This is a genomic window from Streptomyces sp. NPDC015346, assembly GCF_043078785.1.
Classification (GTDB): Bacteria; Actinomycetota; Actinomycetes; order Streptomycetales; family Streptomycetaceae; genus Streptomyces.
In genome coordinates this window covers 222,140-241,392 of sequence record NZ_JBIBTW010000003.1, presented here as the reverse complement: position 1 = coordinate 241,392, position 19,253 = coordinate 222,140, and the positions used below count along the sequence as shown (strand labels likewise).

Sequence of the window (19,253 nt, the reverse complement as noted above, 5' to 3'; positions counted from 1 at the left end):
ACAGACGGCAAACCCGCTGACCAGCCACGAAGGCGCGACAGCAGGATGCGCTGAGTATATTGGCTGCGAGCCAGTCAACGCAGGAGTCCAGCATGTCCCCGCGTAGCGCATCGGTCAATGAAGAGCTTCGCCGGCGTTCGCGCGAGCGGCTCCTCGAGGCGACCGTCGAGCTGGTCTCGGAGCGTGGGTACGAGGCGACGACGCTGGGCGACATCGCCGAGCGGGCGGGCTCGGCACGTGGTCTGATCTCGTACTACTTCCCGGGGAAGCGGCAGCTGCTGCAGTCGGCGGTGCACCGGCTGATGCACCTCACGCTGGAAGAGGCGCTGGAGCGCGAGCCGCGCACGGAGGACGGGCGGGAGCGGCTGGCTCGGGCGATCGACGCGATTCTGGGCCTGGCCATGGCCCGGCCGGTGCTGATGCGGACCCATATGGCCGGGATTCTGCAGGCGGAGGGGTTCGTGCAGTGTCCCGAGCAGCAGCGGCTCGCGTTCCTCCTGCGGGACACGGTGACGCGGTACGGCTCCGAGGACGTGGACGCGGACTATCCGCTGCTGCGAGCGCTGCTGATGGGCGCGGTGGTGGCGGTGCTGCTGCCGGGGGCGCCGATGCCGGTGGCGCGGCTGCGTGCGGAGCTGTTCCACCGGTACGGACTCGACTGGGAGCAGGGCATGCCGCCGGGCGGGGGTCCGCCCGACGGCATGCCGTTCACCGCTTCCGGGTTACCGGCGTTACCGGCGCCGGCCGCGCTCTCCACGGCGCGGGACCGGGTGCCGCGTCAGTCGTCGACGTCCTCGAAGTCGTCGAAGTAGTCCGGCTGGGTCTGGACGTTGAGCGCGTCCATCCGGATCCGCTCCGCGGGGTCGGTGAGTCGGTCGTCGAGCTTCAGCACGTCGAAGCCCTTGGCCATGTCGTTGGAGTAGATGTGGCCGTTGTAGTAGTACGCGGACCAGGAACCGCCCGAGCTGAGGCGCTCGGTGGAGAGCGGACCGCGCTCGAAGTACGCGATCTCCTTCGGTTTGCTCGAGTCCGTGAAGTCCCAGACCGACACGCCGCCCTGGTACCAGCCCTGGACCATCAGGTCCTTGCCCTTGACCGGGATCAGCGAGCCGTTGTGGGCGACGCAGTTCTCGGTCTTCGCCTGGTGGCGGGGGATCTTGAAGTAGCTGCGGAAGACCAGCTTGCGATGGTCGCCCCTGCCGACGATGTCGTATACGCCGTCGGCGCCGCGGTGGGGGCCGATGGCCTCGTTGCAGGTCGCCGCGGAACCACCGCCGAGCTCGTCGGTGAAGACGACCTTGTTCGCCTTCTGGTTGAAGGTCGCCGAGTGCCAGAACGCGAAGTTGACGTTGTCCTGGACGCGGTCGATGACCTTCGGGTTCGCCGGGTCCTCGATGTCGAAGATGATGCCGTCGCCCATGCAGGCACCGGCGGCGAGGTCCTTGGCGGGCAGCACGGTGATGTCGTGGCAGCCGGTGGTCTTGGAGACACCCGGGTTGGTGGGGCTGCCCGGGTTGCCGCCGCCGTCCGGGCCCTCGCCCGGGAAGAGGACGGGGAAGTTGACGATCGCGGCCTTCTCGGGCGCCTTGCGCGGCACCTTGATGACCGAGATGCCGTCGTGCGGGGGCTGGCAGTCGGGGAACGCGACGTTGGGCGAGTACGAGGAGACGTAGACGTAGACGTCCCTGCGCTCGGGCACCAGCGTGTGGGTGTGGGAGCCGCAGGCGGTCTCGACGGCGGCGACGTACTTCGGGTTGGCGATGTCGCTGATGTCGAAGATCTTCATGCCCTCCCAGGAGGACTTCTCCGTGGCCGGCTGGCTGACGCTCGCACAGGAGTTGTCGCTGCGGGAGGAGTCGGTGGAGAGGAAGAGCAGGTTGCCGGAGACGGAGATGTCGTTCTGGGATCCGGGGCAGAGGACCTGGGCGACGGTCTTCGGGGCCGTCGGATCACTGATGTCGAAGATCCGGAAGCCGTCGTAGTTGCCCGCGAAGGCGTATCGGCCCTGGAAGGCCAGGTCGGAGTTGGTGCCGCGGAGGGCGTCCTTGGGGATGTTGGCCAGGTGTTCGATGTTGTCGCTGTGGACGATCTCGTCCACGCCGGGGATCGCGCCGCTCTGGATGGCGGCCCGGGTGTCGGCCGCCTCTTGCGAGGAGACGCCGTGCTGGGCCGGGGTGTCGCCCGGGTCGGGTATGGCAGCCGCGGGGCCTGCGGCGAGCAGACCGACCAGCAGTCCGGCGGCGGCGGTGGCCACACCCAGACCTCTGATCCGTGCACGCGGGGTACGAGTGGTTCTCGACGAGGTCACTCCGTCCTCCCTTGCGTCCGTTCGTGGTTGAACGGTTGATGGACTCCCGCAGTATCGTCCTTTGCGTGTACATCTCAACAGAGGGCGACACGGACGTCATCGAAGTACCCCTGGAGGTCACTTTGCCGAACCGGTTGAACCGCCGTATCCGTCGAGTTGTCACCCGCGCCGTCACCCGAGCTGTCGCCGTGGTCGTGGCCGCCACCGCCGTCGGCGCGCTGACCGCCTGCGACCCGGGGCCGGACGAGGGCACGCCGCAGAGCCGGAGCTCCACGGGTCCGGCGGTGGTGGCGCCGGGGAAGCCCGGCGAACCGGCGCGGAGGATATCCCCCGCGGAAGCCTCCGAGCTGCTGCCCGACGACAAGCCCAACGGGGCGGACTTCGCCTACACCCAGATGATGATCGTGCACCACCGACAGGCCCTGACCATGACCGCGCTCGTCCCGGAGCGGGCCCGTTCGACGCAGGTGAAGAAGCTGGCGGAGCGGATCGCCGCGGCGCAGCGGCCGGAGATCGACGCGATGGAGGGATGGCTGGAAGGCCACGGCGGCCCGCGCGAGCAGAGCGGTCACGACCACCACACGATGCCCGGGATGGCGACCGAGGAGCAGCTGGCCGAGCTGAGGAAGGCGAAGGGCGAGGGGTTCGACACGCTGTTCCTGAAGCTGATGATCGCGCACCACGAGGGTGCGGTGACCATGGCGGCCGAGGTCCTGGGGCAGGGGAACAACGTGCTGGTGGAGGAGATGGCGAACGACGTGATCGCGCAGCAGACGGCGGAGATCAACCGGATGCGGTCGATGTAGTCGAGGGGAGCGGGGGTCATGCGCCTCCCGTCGCCGGGCTTCCGGTGCCATGCTGGAAGCCCGGCGGGAATCACCCTGCGGCGGGAAGGAGTACGACCGTGCTTCGTGTCGCTGTCGTCGGTTCCGGACCCAGCGGGGTCTACACCGCCCAGTCGCTGGTCCAGCAGTCGCTCGTGCCCGGGGTGCGGGTCGACGTGCTCGACCGGCTGCCCTGTCCGTACGGACTGGTCCGTTACGGGGTCGCCCCGGACCACGAGAAGATCAAGTCGCTGCAGCAGAACCTGCGGGCGGTCCTCGAGGACGAGCGGATCGGCTTCATCGGCAATGTCGAGGTCGGCGCGGGGGGCGTGACCCCGGCCCGGCTCCTGGAGCTCTACCACGCGGTCGTGTACTGCGTGGGCGCCGCGCGCGACCGGCGGCTCGGGGTGCCGGGCGAGGACCTGGCCGGCAGCTTCTCGGCGACCGATTTCGTCTCCTGGTACAGCGCGCACCCCGACGCCGCGGGCAACGGCTTCGGGGTCGGCCTCGGCGGCCGCTCGGCGGTCGTGATCGGGGTCGGGAACGTGGCGGTGGACGTCACCCGCATCCTGGCCAGGGGCGCGGACGAGCTGCGGTCGACGGACGTGCCGCACCCGGCCCTCACGGCGCTGGAGTCCAGCCGGATCCGCACGGTGCACATGGTGGGGCGGCGCGGTCCCGGCCAGGCCAAGTTCACGACGAAGGAGCTGCGGGAGCTGGGCGGGCTGCCCGGCGCCCGGGTGCGGGTGGAGCCGGCCGACCTGGCTCTCGACCCGTCGTTCGCCGACCCGTCGGGGCTGCCGGCCGTGAACCGGCGGAACCTGGAGGTCGTACGGGCGTGGGCGGCGCAAGGCGCGGACGGCGCCGATCTCACGGGCCTCGCGGACGGCGGGGGCGGCCTGAACGGGGTCGAGGCGGCGCGCAGCATCCGGCTGCGGTTCTTCCTCCGCCCGGCGGAGATCCTCGGCGAGGACGGCCGGGTGGCCGCGGTCCGCTTCGAGCGGACGGAGCCGGACGGTACGGGGGGTGTGCGGGGGACGGGACGGTACGAGGAGATCGAGGCCCAACTCGTCCTGCGGGCGGTCGGCTACAAGGGGGTCCCGCTGCCCGGGCTGCCCTTCGACGAGGCGACCGGGACGGTCCCGAACGCGGCGGGCCGCGTGCTGCGGGACGGCGCTCCCGCCGTGGGCGAGTACGTCGCCGGCTGGATCAAGCGGGGGCCGACGGGGGTCATCGGGACGAACCGCCCCTGCGCCAAGGAGACGGTGACCTCGCTGCTCTCCGACGCGGCGGAACTGGCCGGTCGTACGGTCGCGGCCGACCCGCTGGGCGCGCTGTGCGACCTCGGCCTGGAGCCGGTCGCCTGGCCGGGCTGGCTCTCCATCGAGCGCGCGGAGGCCGCGCTCGGCCGTTCGCTGGGGCGGGGCCCGGTGAAGATCCCGGACTGGGCGGGCCTGCGGGCCGCGGCGAGGGACGGCGGGGCGTAGGGAGTGTCCGGCGGATCAGGGCCGGATAGGGCGCGGCGCGTCCGGTGCGCCGGACACCCCCTACGGCGCGCCGTTCAGGGCTTTCCCTCGGCCGCCGCCGGCCGCGGGTCCGGCTGGGTCAGGCGGCTCTCCTGGGCGGTCGCCGCGTCGAGGACGCTGTCGAGGAGGCCCGGGAAGAGGGCGTCCAGGTCCTCCCGGCGCAGGGCGTTCAGTTTGGCCGTGCCCCGGTAGATCTGCTGGATGACGCCGCTCTCGCGCAGCACCCGGAAATGGTGCGTCGTCGTCGACTTGGTCACCGGCAGGTCGAAGTGGGAGCAGCTCAACTCCGTACCCTCACGCGCCATCTCGCTCACGATCCGCAGCCTCACCGCGTCCGACAGCGCGTGCAGCACCCCCTCCAGGCGGATCTCGTCGCGCGCCGGGTGGTCCAGGACCCGAGGGTTGGTCGCGGTCGTCACAGCGGCGGCTCCACTTCATCCGGGGTTACCCGCCCATTGTACGAGAGGCCTCGTAGTTTGACAGGTGACGTACTACGATGGGTATCGTACGAGCATCCACCGAGGCATCCCGAAACGGAGTCCGTCATGAGCGTCGCCCTGTTCGAGCCCTACACCCTTCGGTCCCTGACCATCCCGAACCGTGTGTGGATGGCGCCCATGGACCAGTACTCGGCAGAGGTGTCGGGCCCGAACGCGGGCGTCGCCAACGACTGGCACTTCGCCCACTACGCCGCCCGCGCCACCGGCGGCACCGGCCTCATCCTCGTCGAGGCGACCGCCGTCTCCGCCGACGGCCGGATCAGCCCCGCCGACCTCGGCATCTGGAACGACACCCAGGTGGAGTCGCTCCGCCGCATCGCCGGGTTCCTGAAGGAGCACGGCACCGTGCCCGGCATCCAGATCGGGCACGCCGGCCGCAAGGCCTCCACCCAGCGCCCCTGGGAGGGCCGCGGTCCGGTCCCGGCGGACGGGCAGGGCTGGCAGCCCGTCGGGCCGAGCCCCGTCCCGTTCGCCGAGGGCCACCCCGTCCCGACCGAGCTGACGACCGAGGGAATCCAGGAGATCGTCGGGCAGTTCGCCGACGCCGCGCGCCGCGCCCTGGCGGCCGGCTTCGAGGTGATCGAGGTGCACGGCGCCCACGGCTATCTCATCAGCTCGTTCCTCTCCCCCTACGCCAACCACCGCACCGACGCGTACGGCGGCTCCTTCGAGAACCGCACCCGCCTGGCCCTCGAAGTCGTCGACGCCGTACGGGCGGTGTGGCCCGAGGAGCTGCCCGTCTTCTTCAAGATCTCGGCCACCGACTGGCTGGGCGACCAGGGCTGGACCCCGGACGAGACCGTCCGCTTCGCCGCCCTGCTGCGGGAGCACGGCGTCGACCTCCTCGACGTCTCCAGCGGCGGCAACGGAGGCCCGGCCGAGATCCCCGTCGGCCCCGGCTACCAGGTGCCCTTCGCGGCCCGGGTGAAGGCGGAGACCGGCCTCCCGGTCGCGGCCCTGGGGCTGATCACGGAGAGCGCGCAGGCGGAGAAGATCCTCGCCAATGGGGAGGCCGACGCCGTGCTGCTCGGGCGTGAGCTCCTCCGTGACCCCTCCTGGGCCCGCCGGGCGGCGCGCGAGCTGGGCGCCGAGCCGCCCCACGCGCCGAGCCCGTACGCCTGGGCGATCTGACCTCTCCCGCCTCCTCCGCCGCCCCGGGGCGGGACGCCGAACACCCCTGACGACCTGGGGAGAAGCATGGCTCAGAAGCCGTTGTCAGTGGTCGGGTGCAGACTGGCCCCTATCCGCGACAACGGCGTCCTGGAGGTGTCGGCCATGCCCGACGTAGTACTGACCGTAGGCACCCGCAAGGGTCTGTTCATCGGCCGCAGGCGTGCGGGCCGGTGGGAGTTCGGCGAGCCCCATTTCCCCGCGCAGGCCGTCTATTCGATCGGCATCGACACCCGCCGGGCCACACCGCGGCTCCTCGTGGGCGGGGACAGCGAGCACTGGGGGCCCTCGGTGTTCCACTCCGACGACCTCGGCGCGAGCTGGACCGAGCCGCCGAAGCCGGCGGTCGGATTCCCGCGCGACACCGGCGCTTCGCTGGAGCGGGTCTGGCAGCTGCACCCGGCGCCCGCGCACTCCCCCGACGTCGTCTACGCCGGGACGGAGCCCGCCGCCCTCTTCAGGTCCGAGGACGGCGGCGTCTCCTTCGAGCTGGTGCGCCCGCTGTGGGAGCACCCGACCCGCTCCCGGTGGGAGCCGGGTGGCGGCGGTGAGGCCGTGCACACGATCGTGACCGACCGGCGCGATCCGGACGCGGTGACGGTGGCGGTGTCGGCGGCCGGTGTGTTCCGCACCAGGGACGGCGGGAAGAGCTGGGCCCCGTCCAACCAGGGCGTGTCCGCGGTCTTCCTGCCCGACCCGAACCCGGAGTTCGGCCAGTGCGTCCACAAGATCGCGCAGGACGCGGGCGACCTGGACCGGCTGTATCTGCAGAACCACTGGGGAGTCTTCCGCAGCGACGACGCGGGGGCGAAGTGGACCGACATCGGGTCCGGGCTCCCGTCCGACTTCGGCTTCGCCTGCGTCGCCCACCCCCATCGGGCAGACGTGGCCTATGTGTTCCCCATCAACGCCGACAGCGACCGGGTGCCGGCGGGACGGCGCTGCCGTGTCTTCCGTACGACCGACGCCGGGGAGAGCTGGGAGCCGCTCACGGCCGGGCTGCCGCAGGGCGACCACTACGGCACGGTGCTCCGGGACGCGATGTGCGTGGACGGCGCCGACCCGACGGGCGTCTACTTCGGCAACCGCAACGGCGAGGTGTACGCGAGCGCGGACGACGGTGACAGCTGGCAGCTCCTCGTCCAGCACCTGCCGGACGTCCTCTGCGTCCGGGCGGCGGTGATCGGCTAGGAGCCCGCCCCGAAGGACCGGCCAAGGGCCCCGGCGGACCGTCCGCCCATGCGCCCATGCCAAGGGGCTGGCGGACCGTGCCCGCCAAGGGGGCCGCCGCAGCGCGTGCGGCGGCGCCCGCGGGGCTTCTTCGCCTCCGCGGGTGCCGTGGCCCGGTCAGGGGCCGGGATCAGGGTTCGTCGGGCTGCTGGGCCGGCGGGGTTCCGCCGCCGCGGCCACCGCCCTTGCCGCCCTTGTCCGTGCCGTGCGCCTTTCCCCTTTCCCGCTTTCCGGGGCCGCTCTGGCGCGCCTTCAGTTCGGCGCTGTCCTGCGGTGTGGCGGCGCCTTTGTCGCTGCGCCGCTGTTCACGACTCTGCGGACCACTCACGACCGTCTCCTTCCGTCCTCCCTTCGCGTGTTGCCCTGCGGTTTCGTCCGCAAACAAGGGTGCGGACGATCACCCGGACAGAGCAGTCGCGTGGCGAGCCGCGCCCACCCGGCACAAGATGAGCAGGACGCATGAGCGCCCCCGGTCGGCGCCGTCCACTCGGCGCGCGGGGGCGTTGTCCGCTTTCCAGCCGCCACCGAGGCCGCGGTTCTCCCCTCCCTCACCGCTGGAGGAATTCACCATGGCAACTTCATCCAGGCCCCGCTGGGAGCATGCCGTCGTCACCGGCGGCGCCGGCTTCGTCGGTTCCCATCTGTGCGCCGCGCTGCTCGACGAGGGCGTGGCCGTGACCTGTGTCGACGACTTCAGCACCGGTCGGCGGGAGAACGTCTCCCCCTTGCTCGCCCGCCCCGATTTCGCCCTGCTGGAGGCCAACGTCTCCGAGCCCTTCCACGTCGACCGGCCGGCCGACCTCGTCCTCCACTTCGCGTCGCCCGCCTCCCCCGTGGACTATCTGCGCCTCCCCCTGCACACGCTGGAGGTCGGCAGTCTGGGCACGCGGAACGCCCTCGCGGTCGCGCACGCCTCGGGAGCGCGGTTCGTCCTCGCCTCCACGTCCGAGGTGTACGGCGACCCTCAGGAGCACCCGCAGAACGAGCGGTACTGGGGCAACGTCAACCCGGTGGGGCCGCGCAGCGTCTACGACGAGGCCAAACGCTTCGGCGAGGCGCTGACCACGGCCGAGGCCTCGGCGCACGGCACCGACACGGCGATCGTGCGGCTCTTCAACACGTACGGGCCGCGGATGCGCGGGCACGACGGACGTGCCGTGCCGACCTTCATCCGGCAGGCGCTGGCCGGCGAGCCGCTGACGGTGACCGGTGACGGGCTGCAGACGCGGTCGCTGTGCTACGTGGACGACACGGTCCGCGGCATCCTCGCGACGGCCGCCCACACGATGCGCGGCCCGGTCAACCTCGGCAACCCGACCGAGATCACCATGCTCGACCTGGCGCGCTGGATCGTCGAACTCACCGGTTCCCGCTCGGAGATCCGCTTCATCGAGCGGCCCACCGACGATCCGGCCGTCCGCTGCCCGGACATCACCCTGGCCCGCGACAAGCTCCAGTGGGAACCGGTGGTCCAGGCCGAGGAGGGGCTGCGCCGCACCATCGCGTGGTTCCGCGACCACGGCGCCACCGAGTCCCCCGCCCCTCCTCTCGCCAGTTGAGCCGTCCGTAGCCCGACAGCGGAAAGGCCCCCGCCATCATGCGAGTTCTCGGAATCAACGCGCTGTTCCACGATCCCGCCGCCGCCCTCGTCGTCGACGGCAGGACGGTCGCCGCCGCGGAGGAGGAGCGCTTCTCACGGCGCAAGCACGGCAAGCGTCCGGTGCCGTTCTCGGCCTGGGAGCTGCCCGAGCAGGCGGCCCGCTGGTGTCTGGAGCGCGCCGGGCTGCAGCCGCAGGACCTCGACGCCGTCGCGTACTCCTACGACCCGGCGCAGGCGCTGCCGGCCGAGTCCATGGGGCTGTACGACCCGTGGGACCACCTGCGGCAGACCTACGCCCGTGAGGCGCCCGGATTCCTGAAGACCGCGCTCCCCGGGCTCGACCCCGGCATCGTCCGTTTCGTCGGCCACCACATGGCCCACGCCGCGTCGAGCGCGTTCGCCGCGCACGACGCCGAGACCTCCTCGGTGCTCGTCCTCGACGGGCGGGGGGAACGGAGCTCGCATCTGGCCGCGCGGCGGACCGGCGACCGCATCGAGCCGCTGTACGCGCAGGACCTGCCGCACTCCCTCGGCCTGGTGTACGAGGAGCTGACCGAGCATCTCGGCTTCCTGCGCTCCTCCGACGAGTTCAAGGTGATGGCGCTCGCCTCGCACGGCACCCCGCGCATGCTGGGAGAGCTGCGCCGGTACGTGCACCCGACCGGCGAGGGCGGCTTCCGGGCGTGCGGTGTGCCGTGGCACGAGCTGTGTCCGCCGCGCGCCCCCGACGAGCAGTGGACCCAGGACCACGCCGATGTCGCGGCGAGCGCGCAGGCGGTCCTGGAGGAGACGATGCTGGACCTGGCGCGCTGGCTGCACGGGCGCACCCACGACCGGGTGCTGACCCTCGCCGGAGGCGTGGCGCTCAACTGCGTGGCCAACTCGCGGATCGCGCGCGAAGGCCCCTTCGCCCGGGTGTGGGTCCAGCCGGCGGCCGGTGACGCGGGGACGGCGCTCGGCGCGGCGCTGCTGCTGTCGGCGGGGGCGGGCGACGACCCGGAGCCGATGCGGGGCGCCGACCTCGGCCGGGAGTGGTCGGACGCGGAGCTCGGCGGCTGGCTCAAGACCGCGGCGGTCCCCTTCGAGCGGCCCCCCGACATCGCCGCCACCGTCGCCGAGGCACTGGCCGACAACGCCATCGTCGCCTGGTTCCAGGGGCGTTCGGAGTACGGCCCGCGCGCGCTCGGGCACCGCTCGCTCCTCGCCCATCCCGGCCACGCGGGAAACCTGGAGCGGCTGAACGACGTCAAGGGGCGCGAGCAGTTCCGGCCGGTCGCGCCGATGGTGCTGGCCGACCGGGCGGCCGAGATGTTCGACGGCCCGCTGCCCAGCCCGTACATGCTCTTCGTGCACGACGTCGCGGCCGAGTGGCGCGAGCGGATCCCGGCCGTCGTGCACGTGGACGGCACGGCACGCATCCAGACCGTGGACCGGGACCAGGAGCCGCTCGTGGCCCGGATGCTCGAGGAGTTCGAGCGCCGCACCGGCCTCCCGGTCGTCGTCAACACCAGCCTGAACACGGCGGGAAGGCCGATGGTGGACGACCCGCGCGACGCCCTGGAGTGCTTCGGGTCGTCGCCGGTCGATCTGCTGGCCATCGGCCCGTACGCCATCCGCCGCGGTGAGGCCTTCCGCTCCGGCGCCAACGGGTGGTCCCGGTGACCGGCACCGGTGGAGCGCTCTCGTACGCGGTGGTGGTGCCGACCCTCGGCCGCCCCAGCCTCCGCGCCTGCCTGGCCGCTCTGGCCGCGTCCAGCGGGCCGAGGCCGACGCGGGTGGTGATCGTGCACGACCGCCCCGGCGAGGACGGTACGGCGCCCGGCCTCGACGTCCCCGAGGCCCTCCGGCCCTACACCACCGTCGTCCCCGGCCGGGCGTGCGGCCCGGCCGCGGCCCGCAACACCGGGGCCCGGCTGGCCGGCGCGCCGTGGATCGTCTTCCTGGACGACGACGTGGTGCCGTCGGACACCTGGGCCGAGGACCTGGCCCGCGACCTGGCCGCCGCGTCGCGGGACACCGCGGCGGTGACGGCGCGCATCGACGTACCGCTGCCGCGGGACCGCCGCCCCACCGACTGGGAGCGCACCACGGCCGGTCTGGCGACCGCCCGCTGGATCACCGCCGACATGGCCTTCCGCAAAGCGGCGCTCGACGCCTCCGGCGGCTTCGACGAACGCTTCCGGCGTGCCTACCGGGAGGACGCCGACCTGGCGCTGCGGCTGCTGGACGGTGGCTGGACGCTCGCGGCGGGCACCCGTAGGACCACCCATCCCGTACGGCCCGCCGACCCCTGGATCTCCGTTCGCCAGCAGGCCGGCAACGCCGACGACGTGCTGATGAACCGGCTGCACGGACCGGACTGGCGGGACCGGGCCGGCGCCCCTCGCGGCCGGTTTCCGCGCCATCTGGCCGTCGCCGCGGCCGGCGTCGGCGCCCTCGGCTGCGCCGCCGCCGGGCGCCCCGGGGCGGCGGCGGGGTGCGCCGCGCTCTGGCTCGCGGGAACGGCCGAGTTCGCCCTGGCCCGCGTCGCTCCGGGCCCCCGCACACGGGAGGAGATCACCCGCATGCTGCTGACGAGTGCCGTGATCCCCGCCGCCGCCGTCTGGCACCGGCTGCGCGGCCGGATCGTCCACCGCAACGCCCTGCCTCGTGGACCGGCCCGCCCGCCGGTCGGGGGGCCCGCCACGGCGGACGCCCAGCGCCGCGCCGAGGTGGCGTCATGAGGGGCGCCTCCGCCGCCCGGCTCCGTACCGTGGACGCCCGCGCCGACGGGCCGTGGCTGCTGGACGGCGACCCTCCCACCGCTCCGCTCCCGCCGAGGCCGGCGTGGGCGCGGGGGCCGTACGCCCGTCTGCCGGAGGCGGTCCTCTTCGACCGGGACGACACGCTCATAGCCGATGTGCCCTACAACGGCGACCCCGGCCTGGTGGTCCCCATGCCGGGCGCGGCCGCCGCCGTCGCGGCGCTGCGCAGCCTCGGCATACCCGTGGGGGTCGTGAGCAACCAGTCCGGTGTCGCCCGCGGCCTGATCAGCCGCCGGAACGTCGAGGCGATGCGGCGGCGCGTGGACGAGCTCGTCGGCCCCTTCTCGGTGTGGGCGGTGTGCCCGCACGGTCCGGGAGACGGCTGCTCCTGCCGCAAGCCCGCGCCCGGCCTGGTCCTCGCCGCCTGCGCGCGGCTCGGGGTGCGGCCGTCGCGCACGGTGGTCGTCGGCGACATCGGCTCCGACGTCGAGGCGGCCCGCGCGGCGGGCGCCCGGGGCGTCCTCGTCCCGACCCGTACGACGCTGCCGCACGAGGTCGACGCGGCGCCCGAGACCGCGACCGACCTGCCGGCCATGGTCCGCATGATCCTGATGGGCGCCGGTGCCCACGGCGACCCGGCGGCCGGGGGCGGTGTGCGATGACCGCGCCCCGCACGCTCGTCGTCCGCCTGGACAGCGCCGGAGACGTGCTGCTCGCGGGCCCGGCCGTGCGGGCGGTCGCCGCCGGCTCCTCGAAGACCGTCATGCTGTGCGGGCCGCTGGGCGCGCCCGCCGCCGAACTGCTGCCCGGTGTGGACGACGTCCTCGTGCACGAGGCGCCCTGGGTCGGCCTGGAGCCGCCGCCGGTCTCCCGCCGCGACTGCGCGGAGCTGATCGACGCCGTCGCCGCCCACCGCTTCGACCGGGCCCTCGTTCTCGTCTCGTACCACCAGAGCCCCCTGCCCGCGGCGCTGCTGCTGCGGCTCGCCGGCGTGCCGTGGATCGCCGCCGACAGCGAGGACTACCCCGGGGCGCTGCTCGACCTGCGCCATCGCCGCCTGCCTGGCCGGCACGAGGCCGAGGCCGCGCTGGACCTGGCGCGCGCCGCTGGTTTCGCCCTGCCGCCGGGGGACGACGGGGCGCTGCGGGTCGGTGAGCCGCCGGACACCACCGCGCTGACCGGCCCGGAGCCGTACGTCGTGCTGCACCCGGGTGCGGCGGTGCCGGCCCGCGCGTGGAGCCCCGCCCGAGCGGAGCGGGCGGCCGCCGCCCTGCACCGGTCCGGGCACCGGGTGGTCGTGACGGGCGGCCCGGCGGAGAAGCCGCTGACGGCGCGGGTGGCCGGCCGGCACGGCCTCGATCTCGGCGGGGCGACCGCAGGGTTGGGGGCGCTCGCCGGAGTCCTGGCGCGCGCCGAGGTCGTCGTGGCCGGGAACAGCGGGCCCGCGCACCTGGCCGCCGCCGTGGGCACCCCCGTCGTCTCTCTCTTCGCGCCGGTGGTGCCCGCCGATCGCTGGCGGCCCTACGGCGTCGCCCATGTGCTGCTCGGCGACCAGGACGCCCCGTGCGCCCTGAGCCGGGCACGGATCTGCCCGGTCGAGGGTCATCCCTGCCTCGACGGGGTGAGCGATGCCGAGGTCGTCGCGGCGGTGTCCGCGCTCCTCGGCCGGGAAGCTCCCGGCGCCGCTCCGGTACATCCGGAGGACGCGTACGGGACGGAAGGAGCGACCGTATGAACATCCTCCTGTGGCATGTGCACGGTTCCTGGACGACCGCGTTCGTCCAGGGACCTCACACGTATCTGGTTCCGGTGACGCCGGACCGGGGAGCCGACGGGCGGGGACGGGCCGAGACCTTCACCTGGCCGTCGTCGGTACGCGAACTCTCCCCCGCCGAGCTGGCGGAGGCACCGGTGGATCTGGTCGTCCTCCAACGCCCGCACGAGGAGGAGCTCGCCGCCCGCTGGCTCGGCGGCCGGCGTCCCGGCAGGGACGTCCCCGCCGTCTACGTGGAGCACAACACGCCACGCGGCGGCGTTCCCGACACCCGGCACCCGATGGCCGACCGCACGGACCTCACCCTCGTCCACGTCACCCACTTCAACCGGCTCTTCTGGGACAACGGCGCCACCCGCACCGCGGTGATCGAGCACGGCATCGTGGACCCCGGCCATCTCTACACCGGCCGGCTCCCGAGGGCCGCCGTGGTGGTCAACGAGCCGGTCAGACGGCGCCGCTTCGTCGGTACGGACCTGCTGCCGCAGCTGGCCGAGGCGGCGCCGCTCGACGTCTTCGGGATGCGGACCGAGGGGCTCGCCGGCCATCTCGGCCTCACCGCCGAGCGGTGCCGCACCGCCGACCTCCCCCAACGTCACCTGCACGCCGCCCTCGCGGAACGCCGCCTGTACCTCCATCCGGTGCGGTGGACGTCGCTGGGGCTCTCGCTCCTGGAGGCCATGCACCTCGGCATGCCGGTGGTGGCGCTCGCCACCACCGAGGCCGTGGAGGCCGTCCCCGCGGGAACGGGCACGCTCTCCACCCGCCCCGAGGTCCTCGCCGAAGCGGCCCGGCGCTATCTCGCCGAGCCGGAGGCCGCGGCCGAGGACGGTGCGCGCGCCCGGCAGGCGGCCCTGGAGCGGTACGGCGTCAAGCGCTTCCTCGACGACTGGGAGCACCTCATCGCGGAGGTTCGGTCATGACACGCTTCTCCCCCCTCGGCGGCCGTCCCCTGGACATCGCCCTCGTCTCCGAGCACGCCAGTCCCCTCGCCACGCTGGGCGGGGTCGACGCCGGCGGGCAGAACGTGCACGTGGCCCAGCTCGCCGGCGTGCTCGCCGACCGCGGGCACCGCGTGACGGTGTACACCCGACGCGACGACGCCGGCCTTCCGGTCGAGACCCCCCTGCGCGCCGGGGTGACGGTCCATCATGTTCCGGCGGGGCCCGCGACTCAGGTCCCGAAGGACGAACTGCTGCCGTACATGAGCGAGTTCGCCCGCTACCTCACCGGCGAGTGGCAGGCCCGCGCCCCGGACGTGGTCCACTCGCACTTCTGGATGTCGGGCCTGGCCTCCCTGTGGGCGACCCGGGAGACCCGGCTGCCGCTCCTGCACACGTACCACGCGCTGGGCACGGTCAAGCGGCGCCACCAGGGCCGGGCCGACACCAGTCCGCCGGCCCGCGTCGCCTGCGAGACGGATGTCGGCACGGGCTGCGACCGGGTGATCGCCACCTGCCGGGACGAGGTGGACGAACTGGCCGCCATGGGCATACCGCGCGGGAAGGTCGACATCGTTCCGTGCGGGGTCGACCCGGAGGCGTTCCGGCCGGACGGGCCGGTCGCGCGCCGGGGCGCGTTCCCCTACCGGCTGCTGCAACTGGGGCGGCTGGTGCCGCGCAAGGGCGCCGCCGTCGCGATCGCGGCGCTGCCCGGGCTGCCCCGGGCGGAGCTGGTCGTGGTCGGCGGCCCGCCGGCCGACCGGCTCCACGCCGATCCGGAGGTACGGCGGCTGCGGAACCTCGCGACGGAGGCCGGCGTGGCCGACCGGGTCCGTTTCACCGGCGGCGTGCCCACCTCGAAGGTCCCCGCCCTGATGCGCAGCGCGGACGTCGTGCTCTGCCCGGCGGACTACGAACCCTTCGGCATCGTCCCGCTGGAGGCGATGGCGTGCGGCCGGCCGGTCGTCGCCAGCGCCGTGGGCGGCCAGCTGGACTCCGTGGCCGACGGGGTGAACGGGCTCCTGGTGCCACCGAGGAACCCGGGGGCCCTCGCCGCCGCCGTCGCCGTCCTGCTCGCCGATCCCGCCCTGCGCACGGCGTACGGCAACGCCGGCCGCCGACGTGTCCTCGACCGGTTCTGCTGGGAGCGGGTGGCGGCCGCCACCGAGGCGTCCTACCGCGCCGCGCTCGCGGCGCGCGTCCCGGTCGCGGGGACCGCCCTCTGACCACCCGGGGGCGGGCCCGGGCCCGGAATGCCGGATGCCGGATGCCCGGTGCGGACACCGCCACCGCGAGCCGACCACGATCCCACCGCGTCACGGACTGGAAGCGCCGGAAGGAGGTGCGGCGGGTGCTCCCCGAAGCGCCGGCCGACACACCATGAGCGAATCGCACACGTACGAGAGCGCGCAGCTCCACTGCCAGTCGCTCCAGACGGCCCTGGAGCGCCTGCGTCGCCAGGGCCTGGGGCGACTCGCGGGGTGGGGCGACCGACTCGCCGAGGTGCTTCCGGCGGGTGGCCGACTCCTCGCGGCGGGCAACGGCGGCAGCGCCGCGCAGGCCCAGCATCTGACGGCCGAACTGGTCGGACGCTACCAACGCGAGCGACCGCCCTACTCGGCCCTCGCGCTGCACGCCGAGACGTCCAGCGTCACCGCCATCGGCAACGACTACGGCTTCGAGCAGGTCTACGCCCGGCAGGTCGCCGCGCACGGCCGCGCCGGAGACGTCCTCATGCTGCTCTCCACCTCCGGGCGCAGCGCGAACCTGCTCTCGGCCGCCATGACCGCGCGCACGGTCGGCCTCACGGTCTGGGCGCTGACGGGACCGTCGCCCAATCCCCTGGCGGAGGCGTCCGACGAGGCCCTCTGCGTCGACGGGGCGACGACGGCCACCGTCCAGGAGGCGCACCTGGTCGCCGTCCACCTGCTCTGCGAGTTCTTCGACGACGCCGTCGAAGCCGCCCCCGCCGCGCCGCCGCGCGCCGCGCTCAACGGCACGCCTCATACGTCGGCCGCGCCCTCGGTCGCCTTCCTCAGGAGGTCGTCGTGAACGAAGACGGACCCCTCGTCGTCGTGGGCGACGTCCTGCTCGACCAGGACGTCGAAGGCCACGCGACCCGGCTCGCCCCCGACGCGCCGGTGCCCGTGGTCGACGTCGCGGAGGAACGTGCCCGGCCCGGCGGGGCCGGTCTCGCCGCCGCGCTCGCGGCCCGCCACCCCCGCCAGGTCGTCCTGATCACCGCGCTCGGCCGGGACGCGGCGAGCGAGACCGTCCGCCGCGCACTGCGGGGACGGGTGAGCCTGGTGGAGATCCCGCTGGAGGGCACGCTGCCGGTGAAGACGCGGGTCCTGGCCGGCGGACGCCCGTTGGTCCGGGTCGACCGGGGCGACGGGACGCCGGGAGAGCCGGGCGCACGGGCGCTCGCCGCTCTCGCCGCCGCCCGGGCCGTCCTCGTGGCCGACTACGGCCGGGGCACCGCGGACGCTCTCCGCCCGGCCCTGACCGCGGCGGCCCCGCGGATCCCGCTGGTGTGGGACCCCCACCCCAGGGGCGGCTCGCCCGTCGCCGGGGCCCGCCTGGTCACGCCCAACGCCGCCGAGGCGGCCGCGCTCAGCGCCCTGCCCGGCGGCTCGCTCGGCGCGCACGCCGACCGGGGCGCCGAGCTGGCCGAGCGGTGGGCCGCCGGCTCCGTCGTCGTCACCCTCGGCGAGCGGGGCGCGCTCCTCACCCGGCCGGGGGCGGCTCCCGTCCTCGTCCCCGCCCCCTTCCACGCCGGGGGCGACCCGTGCGGAGCGGGCGACTGCTTCGCCGCGGCGGCGGCCGTCGCCCTCGCCGAGGGCGCCCTGCCGGAGGAGGCCGTCACCCGCGCGGTCGCCGAGGCGGCGGCGTTCGTACGAGCGGGCGGCGCCGGCAACCGAGGACTGTGGGAGCCGGCGACGATGCCGCGCGACGAGCCGCCGCTGCCCGCGGACGCGCTCCAGCTCGCCCGCGAGATCCACGCGCGCGGCGGCACGGTCGTCGCCACCGGCGGCTGCTTCGACCTGCTCCACGCCGGACACGTCGGGCTCCTGGAGAACGCCGGGCGGATCGGCGACTGCCTGATCGTCTGCGTCAACTCCGACGCCTCCGTCACCCGGCTCAAGGGCCCCGGGCGGCCGCTGACCCCGCTGGCGGACCGGGTGCGCGTGCTGAGCGCCCTGGACAGCGTCGACGCGGTCGCCGTGTTCGACGAGGAGACTCCCGTACGGCTCCTGGAGACGCTGCGGCCCGACGTCTGGGTCAAGGGCGGCGACTACGCGGTCGAGGAGCTGCCGGAGGCGGAGGTGCTGCGCACATGGGGCGGCCAGGCGGTCATGCTGCCCTACCTCGACGGCCGTTCCACCACCTCGCTCGCCCACCGGGCCGCCCGTGCGGCGGCCGCTCCCCCGCCACCCGCACGATGACGGCGCGGGAGGAGGCCGCCCCGGTCCCCCGCGGGGCGGACGGGCGGCGGCCCACGGTGCTGGTGCTGCGCGCGCTCGGTCTCGGCGACGTGCTGACCTCCGTACCGGCGCTGCGGGCGCTGCGCCGGGGGTTCCCCGGCCACGAGATCGTGCTCGCGGCCCCGGGGGCGTTGGCGGAGGTCGTGGGGGCCACCGGAGCCGTGGACCGGCTGCTGCCGACCCGGGCGCCGGGGCGCGAGGTCCCGGCGGAGCTGCCGTGGACGGGCCCGCCGCCCGACCTGGCGGTCGACCTGCACGGCAGCGGCCCGCTCAGCCACCGGCTCCTGGAACGCACGGGCGCGGGCGCGCTGTGGGCGTTCCGGCACCCCGAACTGCCCGCGCTCGACGGTCCCCGGTGGCGCCCGGACGAGCACGAGCGGGAACGCTGGTGCCGGCTGCTGCGCTGGTACGGCCTGGCGGCGGACCCCGACGAACTGCGCATCCCGGCGCCCAGCGTGCCGTCCCCCGCCCCCGGGGCCGTGGTGCTCCATCCCGGGGCGGACTCCGGGGCCCGCCGCTGGCCGACGGAGCGGTACGCCGCCGTGGCCGGGGCCCTGCGCCGGGCGGGACATCGGGTGGTGGTGACGGCGGGCCCGGGCGAGGAGGCGGTCGCCTCGGCGGTGGCCGCGCGGGCGGGGCTGCCCGCGTCGGAGGTGCTCGGCGGACCGCGGGGCGTGCCCTTCGCCCTGCTGTGCGCGCTGCTCGCGCGGTCCCGCTGCGTGGTGGTGGGCGACACGGGTATCGCCCATCTCGCCTCGGCGCTCGGCGCCCGCTCCGTGGTGCTGTTCGGCCCGGTGGCGCCGCGCCTGTGGGGCCCGCCCCCCTCAGGCCCTCACCGCCCTCTGTGGCACCCCCTCCCGGACGACGACCCCCTCCGCCCGGGAGACCCACACGGCACCACCCCGGACCCGCGGCTGCTGCGTGTCTCGGTCGAGGAGGTGCTGGGGGCGGTGGAGAGCTTGGTGGGCGGCGGGGGCGGCGTGGCTGACGTGGATCTTGCGGGCGCCGTGGGCGCCGTGGGCGCTGTGGGCGGCATGGGCCGCGACGGCGGCGTGAGCCGCGACGGCGGCGTGAGCCGCGACGGCGGCGTGAGCCGCGACGGCGGCGTGAGCCGCGACGGCGGCGTGAGCCGCGACGGCGGCGTGAGCCGC

At 74.4% G+C, this 19,253-nt stretch carries 18 protein-coding genes; 15 read left to right on the top strand and 3 right to left on the bottom strand.

All coding sequences use genetic code 11. The features are described from left to right. Positions 1–92 precede the first annotated feature (92 nt). The gene (locus tag ACF06X_RS11995) at positions 93–812 is read left to right on the top strand and encodes a TetR/AcrR family transcriptional regulator (protein WP_392287120.1); all 720 of its coding nucleotides are present in this window, start codon (positions 93–95) and stop codon (positions 810–812) included. On the opposite strand, the gene ACF06X_RS11990 is transcribed toward ACF06X_RS11995, so the two are convergent. Then, positions 779–2,308, bottom strand: a complete 1,530-nt coding sequence (locus ACF06X_RS11990) for an LVIVD repeat-containing protein (RefSeq protein WP_392287119.1) — start codon at positions 2,306–2,308, stop codon at positions 779–781. The genes ACF06X_RS11995 and ACF06X_RS11990 overlap by 34 nt on opposite strands. A 146-nt stretch (positions 2,309–2,454) precedes the next feature. Between ACF06X_RS11990 and ACF06X_RS11985 the strand changes: the two genes are divergently transcribed. Further along, a complete protein-coding gene (locus tag ACF06X_RS11985; protein WP_392287682.1) occupies positions 2,455–3,114 on the top strand; it encodes a DUF305 domain-containing protein in 660 nt (219 codons plus the stop codon). A 98-nt stretch (positions 3,115–3,212) separates the two neighbouring features. Further along, positions 3,213–4,619 (top strand): FAD-dependent oxidoreductase, encoded by a 1,407-nt coding sequence (locus ACF06X_RS11980; protein ID WP_392287118.1) that lies wholly within the window; start codon positions 3,213–3,215, stop codon positions 4,617–4,619. Positions 4,620–4,693: 74 nt separating this feature from the next. Here ACF06X_RS11980 and ACF06X_RS11975 read toward each other — a convergent pair whose 3' ends face one another. Then, a complete protein-coding gene (locus tag ACF06X_RS11975; RefSeq protein WP_392287117.1) occupies positions 4,694–5,077 on the bottom strand; it encodes an ArsR/SmtB family transcription factor in 384 nt (127 codons plus the stop codon). A 126-nt stretch (positions 5,078–5,203) separates the two neighbouring features. Between ACF06X_RS11975 and ACF06X_RS11970 the strand changes: the two genes are divergently transcribed. Both ACF06X_RS11970 and ACF06X_RS11965 read left to right on the top strand, forming a co-directional pair. After that, positions 5,204–6,289, top strand: coding sequence for an NADH:flavin oxidoreductase/NADH oxidase (locus ACF06X_RS11970; RefSeq protein WP_392287116.1), 1,086 nt, complete (start codon positions 5,204–5,206; stop codon positions 6,287–6,289). Positions 6,290–6,433: 144 nt separating this feature from the next. After that, positions 6,434–7,519 carry a WD40/YVTN/BNR-like repeat-containing protein gene (locus ACF06X_RS11965; protein WP_392287115.1) on the top strand — a complete coding sequence of 362 codons (1,086 nt, stop codon included), beginning with the start codon at positions 6,434–6,436 and terminating at the stop codon, positions 7,517–7,519. 169 nt (positions 7,520–7,688) lie between these two features. Here the strand turns inward: ACF06X_RS11965 and ACF06X_RS11960 are convergent, their stop codons facing one another. After that, the gene (locus tag ACF06X_RS11960; protein WP_392287114.1) at positions 7,689–7,886 is read right to left on the bottom strand and encodes a hypothetical protein; all 198 of its coding nucleotides are present in this window, start codon (positions 7,884–7,886) and stop codon (positions 7,689–7,691) included. A 241-nt stretch (positions 7,887–8,127) separates the two neighbouring features. On the opposite strand from ACF06X_RS11960, the gene ACF06X_RS11955 reads away from it, so the two are divergent. The 10 genes from ACF06X_RS11955 to ACF06X_RS11910 all read left to right on the top strand — a co-directional run. Beyond that, entirely contained in the window at positions 8,128–9,117 is a 990-nt protein-coding gene (locus ACF06X_RS11955; protein ID WP_392287113.1) for an NAD-dependent epimerase/dehydratase family protein, read from the top strand. A gap of 38 nt (positions 9,118–9,155) precedes the next feature. Beyond that, complete coding sequence (locus ACF06X_RS11950) at positions 9,156–10,820, top strand: carbamoyltransferase (protein ID WP_392287112.1); 1,665 nt, start codon at positions 9,156–9,158, stop codon at positions 10,818–10,820. Continuing rightward, complete coding sequence (locus tag ACF06X_RS11945) at positions 10,817–11,881, top strand: glycosyltransferase (RefSeq protein ID WP_392287111.1); 1,065 nt, start codon at positions 10,817–10,819, stop codon at positions 11,879–11,881. The genes ACF06X_RS11950 and ACF06X_RS11945 overlap by 4 nt, the downstream gene beginning before the upstream one ends. Beyond that, entirely contained in the window at positions 11,878–12,564 is a 687-nt protein-coding gene (locus tag ACF06X_RS11940; protein ID WP_392287110.1) for a D-glycero-alpha-D-manno-heptose-1,7-bisphosphate 7-phosphatase, read from the top strand. The genes ACF06X_RS11945 and ACF06X_RS11940 overlap by 4 nt, the downstream gene beginning before the upstream one ends. Continuing rightward, positions 12,561–13,637 carry a glycosyltransferase family 9 protein gene (locus ACF06X_RS11935; RefSeq protein WP_392287109.1) on the top strand — a complete coding sequence of 359 codons (1,077 nt, stop codon included), beginning with the start codon at positions 12,561–12,563 and terminating at the stop codon, positions 13,635–13,637. The genes ACF06X_RS11940 and ACF06X_RS11935 overlap by 4 nt, the downstream gene beginning before the upstream one ends. Next, the gene (locus ACF06X_RS11930; RefSeq protein ID WP_392287108.1) at positions 13,634–14,599 is read left to right on the top strand and encodes a glycosyltransferase; all 966 of its coding nucleotides are present in this window, start codon (positions 13,634–13,636) and stop codon (positions 14,597–14,599) included. Before ACF06X_RS11935 ends, ACF06X_RS11930 begins: the two co-directional genes overlap by 4 nt. Beyond that, positions 14,596–15,843 carry a glycosyltransferase gene (locus tag ACF06X_RS11925; protein ID WP_392287107.1) on the top strand — a complete coding sequence of 416 codons (1,248 nt, stop codon included), beginning with the start codon at positions 14,596–14,598 and terminating at the stop codon, positions 15,841–15,843. The genes ACF06X_RS11930 and ACF06X_RS11925 overlap by 4 nt, the downstream gene beginning before the upstream one ends. A gap of 154 nt (positions 15,844–15,997) precedes the next feature. Then, complete coding sequence (locus tag ACF06X_RS11920) at positions 15,998–16,669, top strand: SIS domain-containing protein (RefSeq protein WP_392287106.1); 672 nt, start codon at positions 15,998–16,000, stop codon at positions 16,667–16,669. Then, the gene (rfaE2, locus tag ACF06X_RS11915; RefSeq protein WP_392287105.1) at positions 16,666–18,063 is read left to right on the top strand and encodes a D-glycero-beta-D-manno-heptose 1-phosphate adenylyltransferase; all 1,398 of its coding nucleotides are present in this window, start codon (positions 16,666–16,668) and stop codon (positions 18,061–18,063) included. Before ACF06X_RS11920 ends, rfaE2 begins: the two co-directional genes overlap by 4 nt. After that, positions 18,060–19,253: glycosyltransferase family 9 protein (locus ACF06X_RS11910; protein WP_392287104.1), on the top strand; the 1,194-nt coding region annotated here is incomplete at its 3' end. The genes rfaE2 and ACF06X_RS11910, both read left to right, overlap by 4 nt.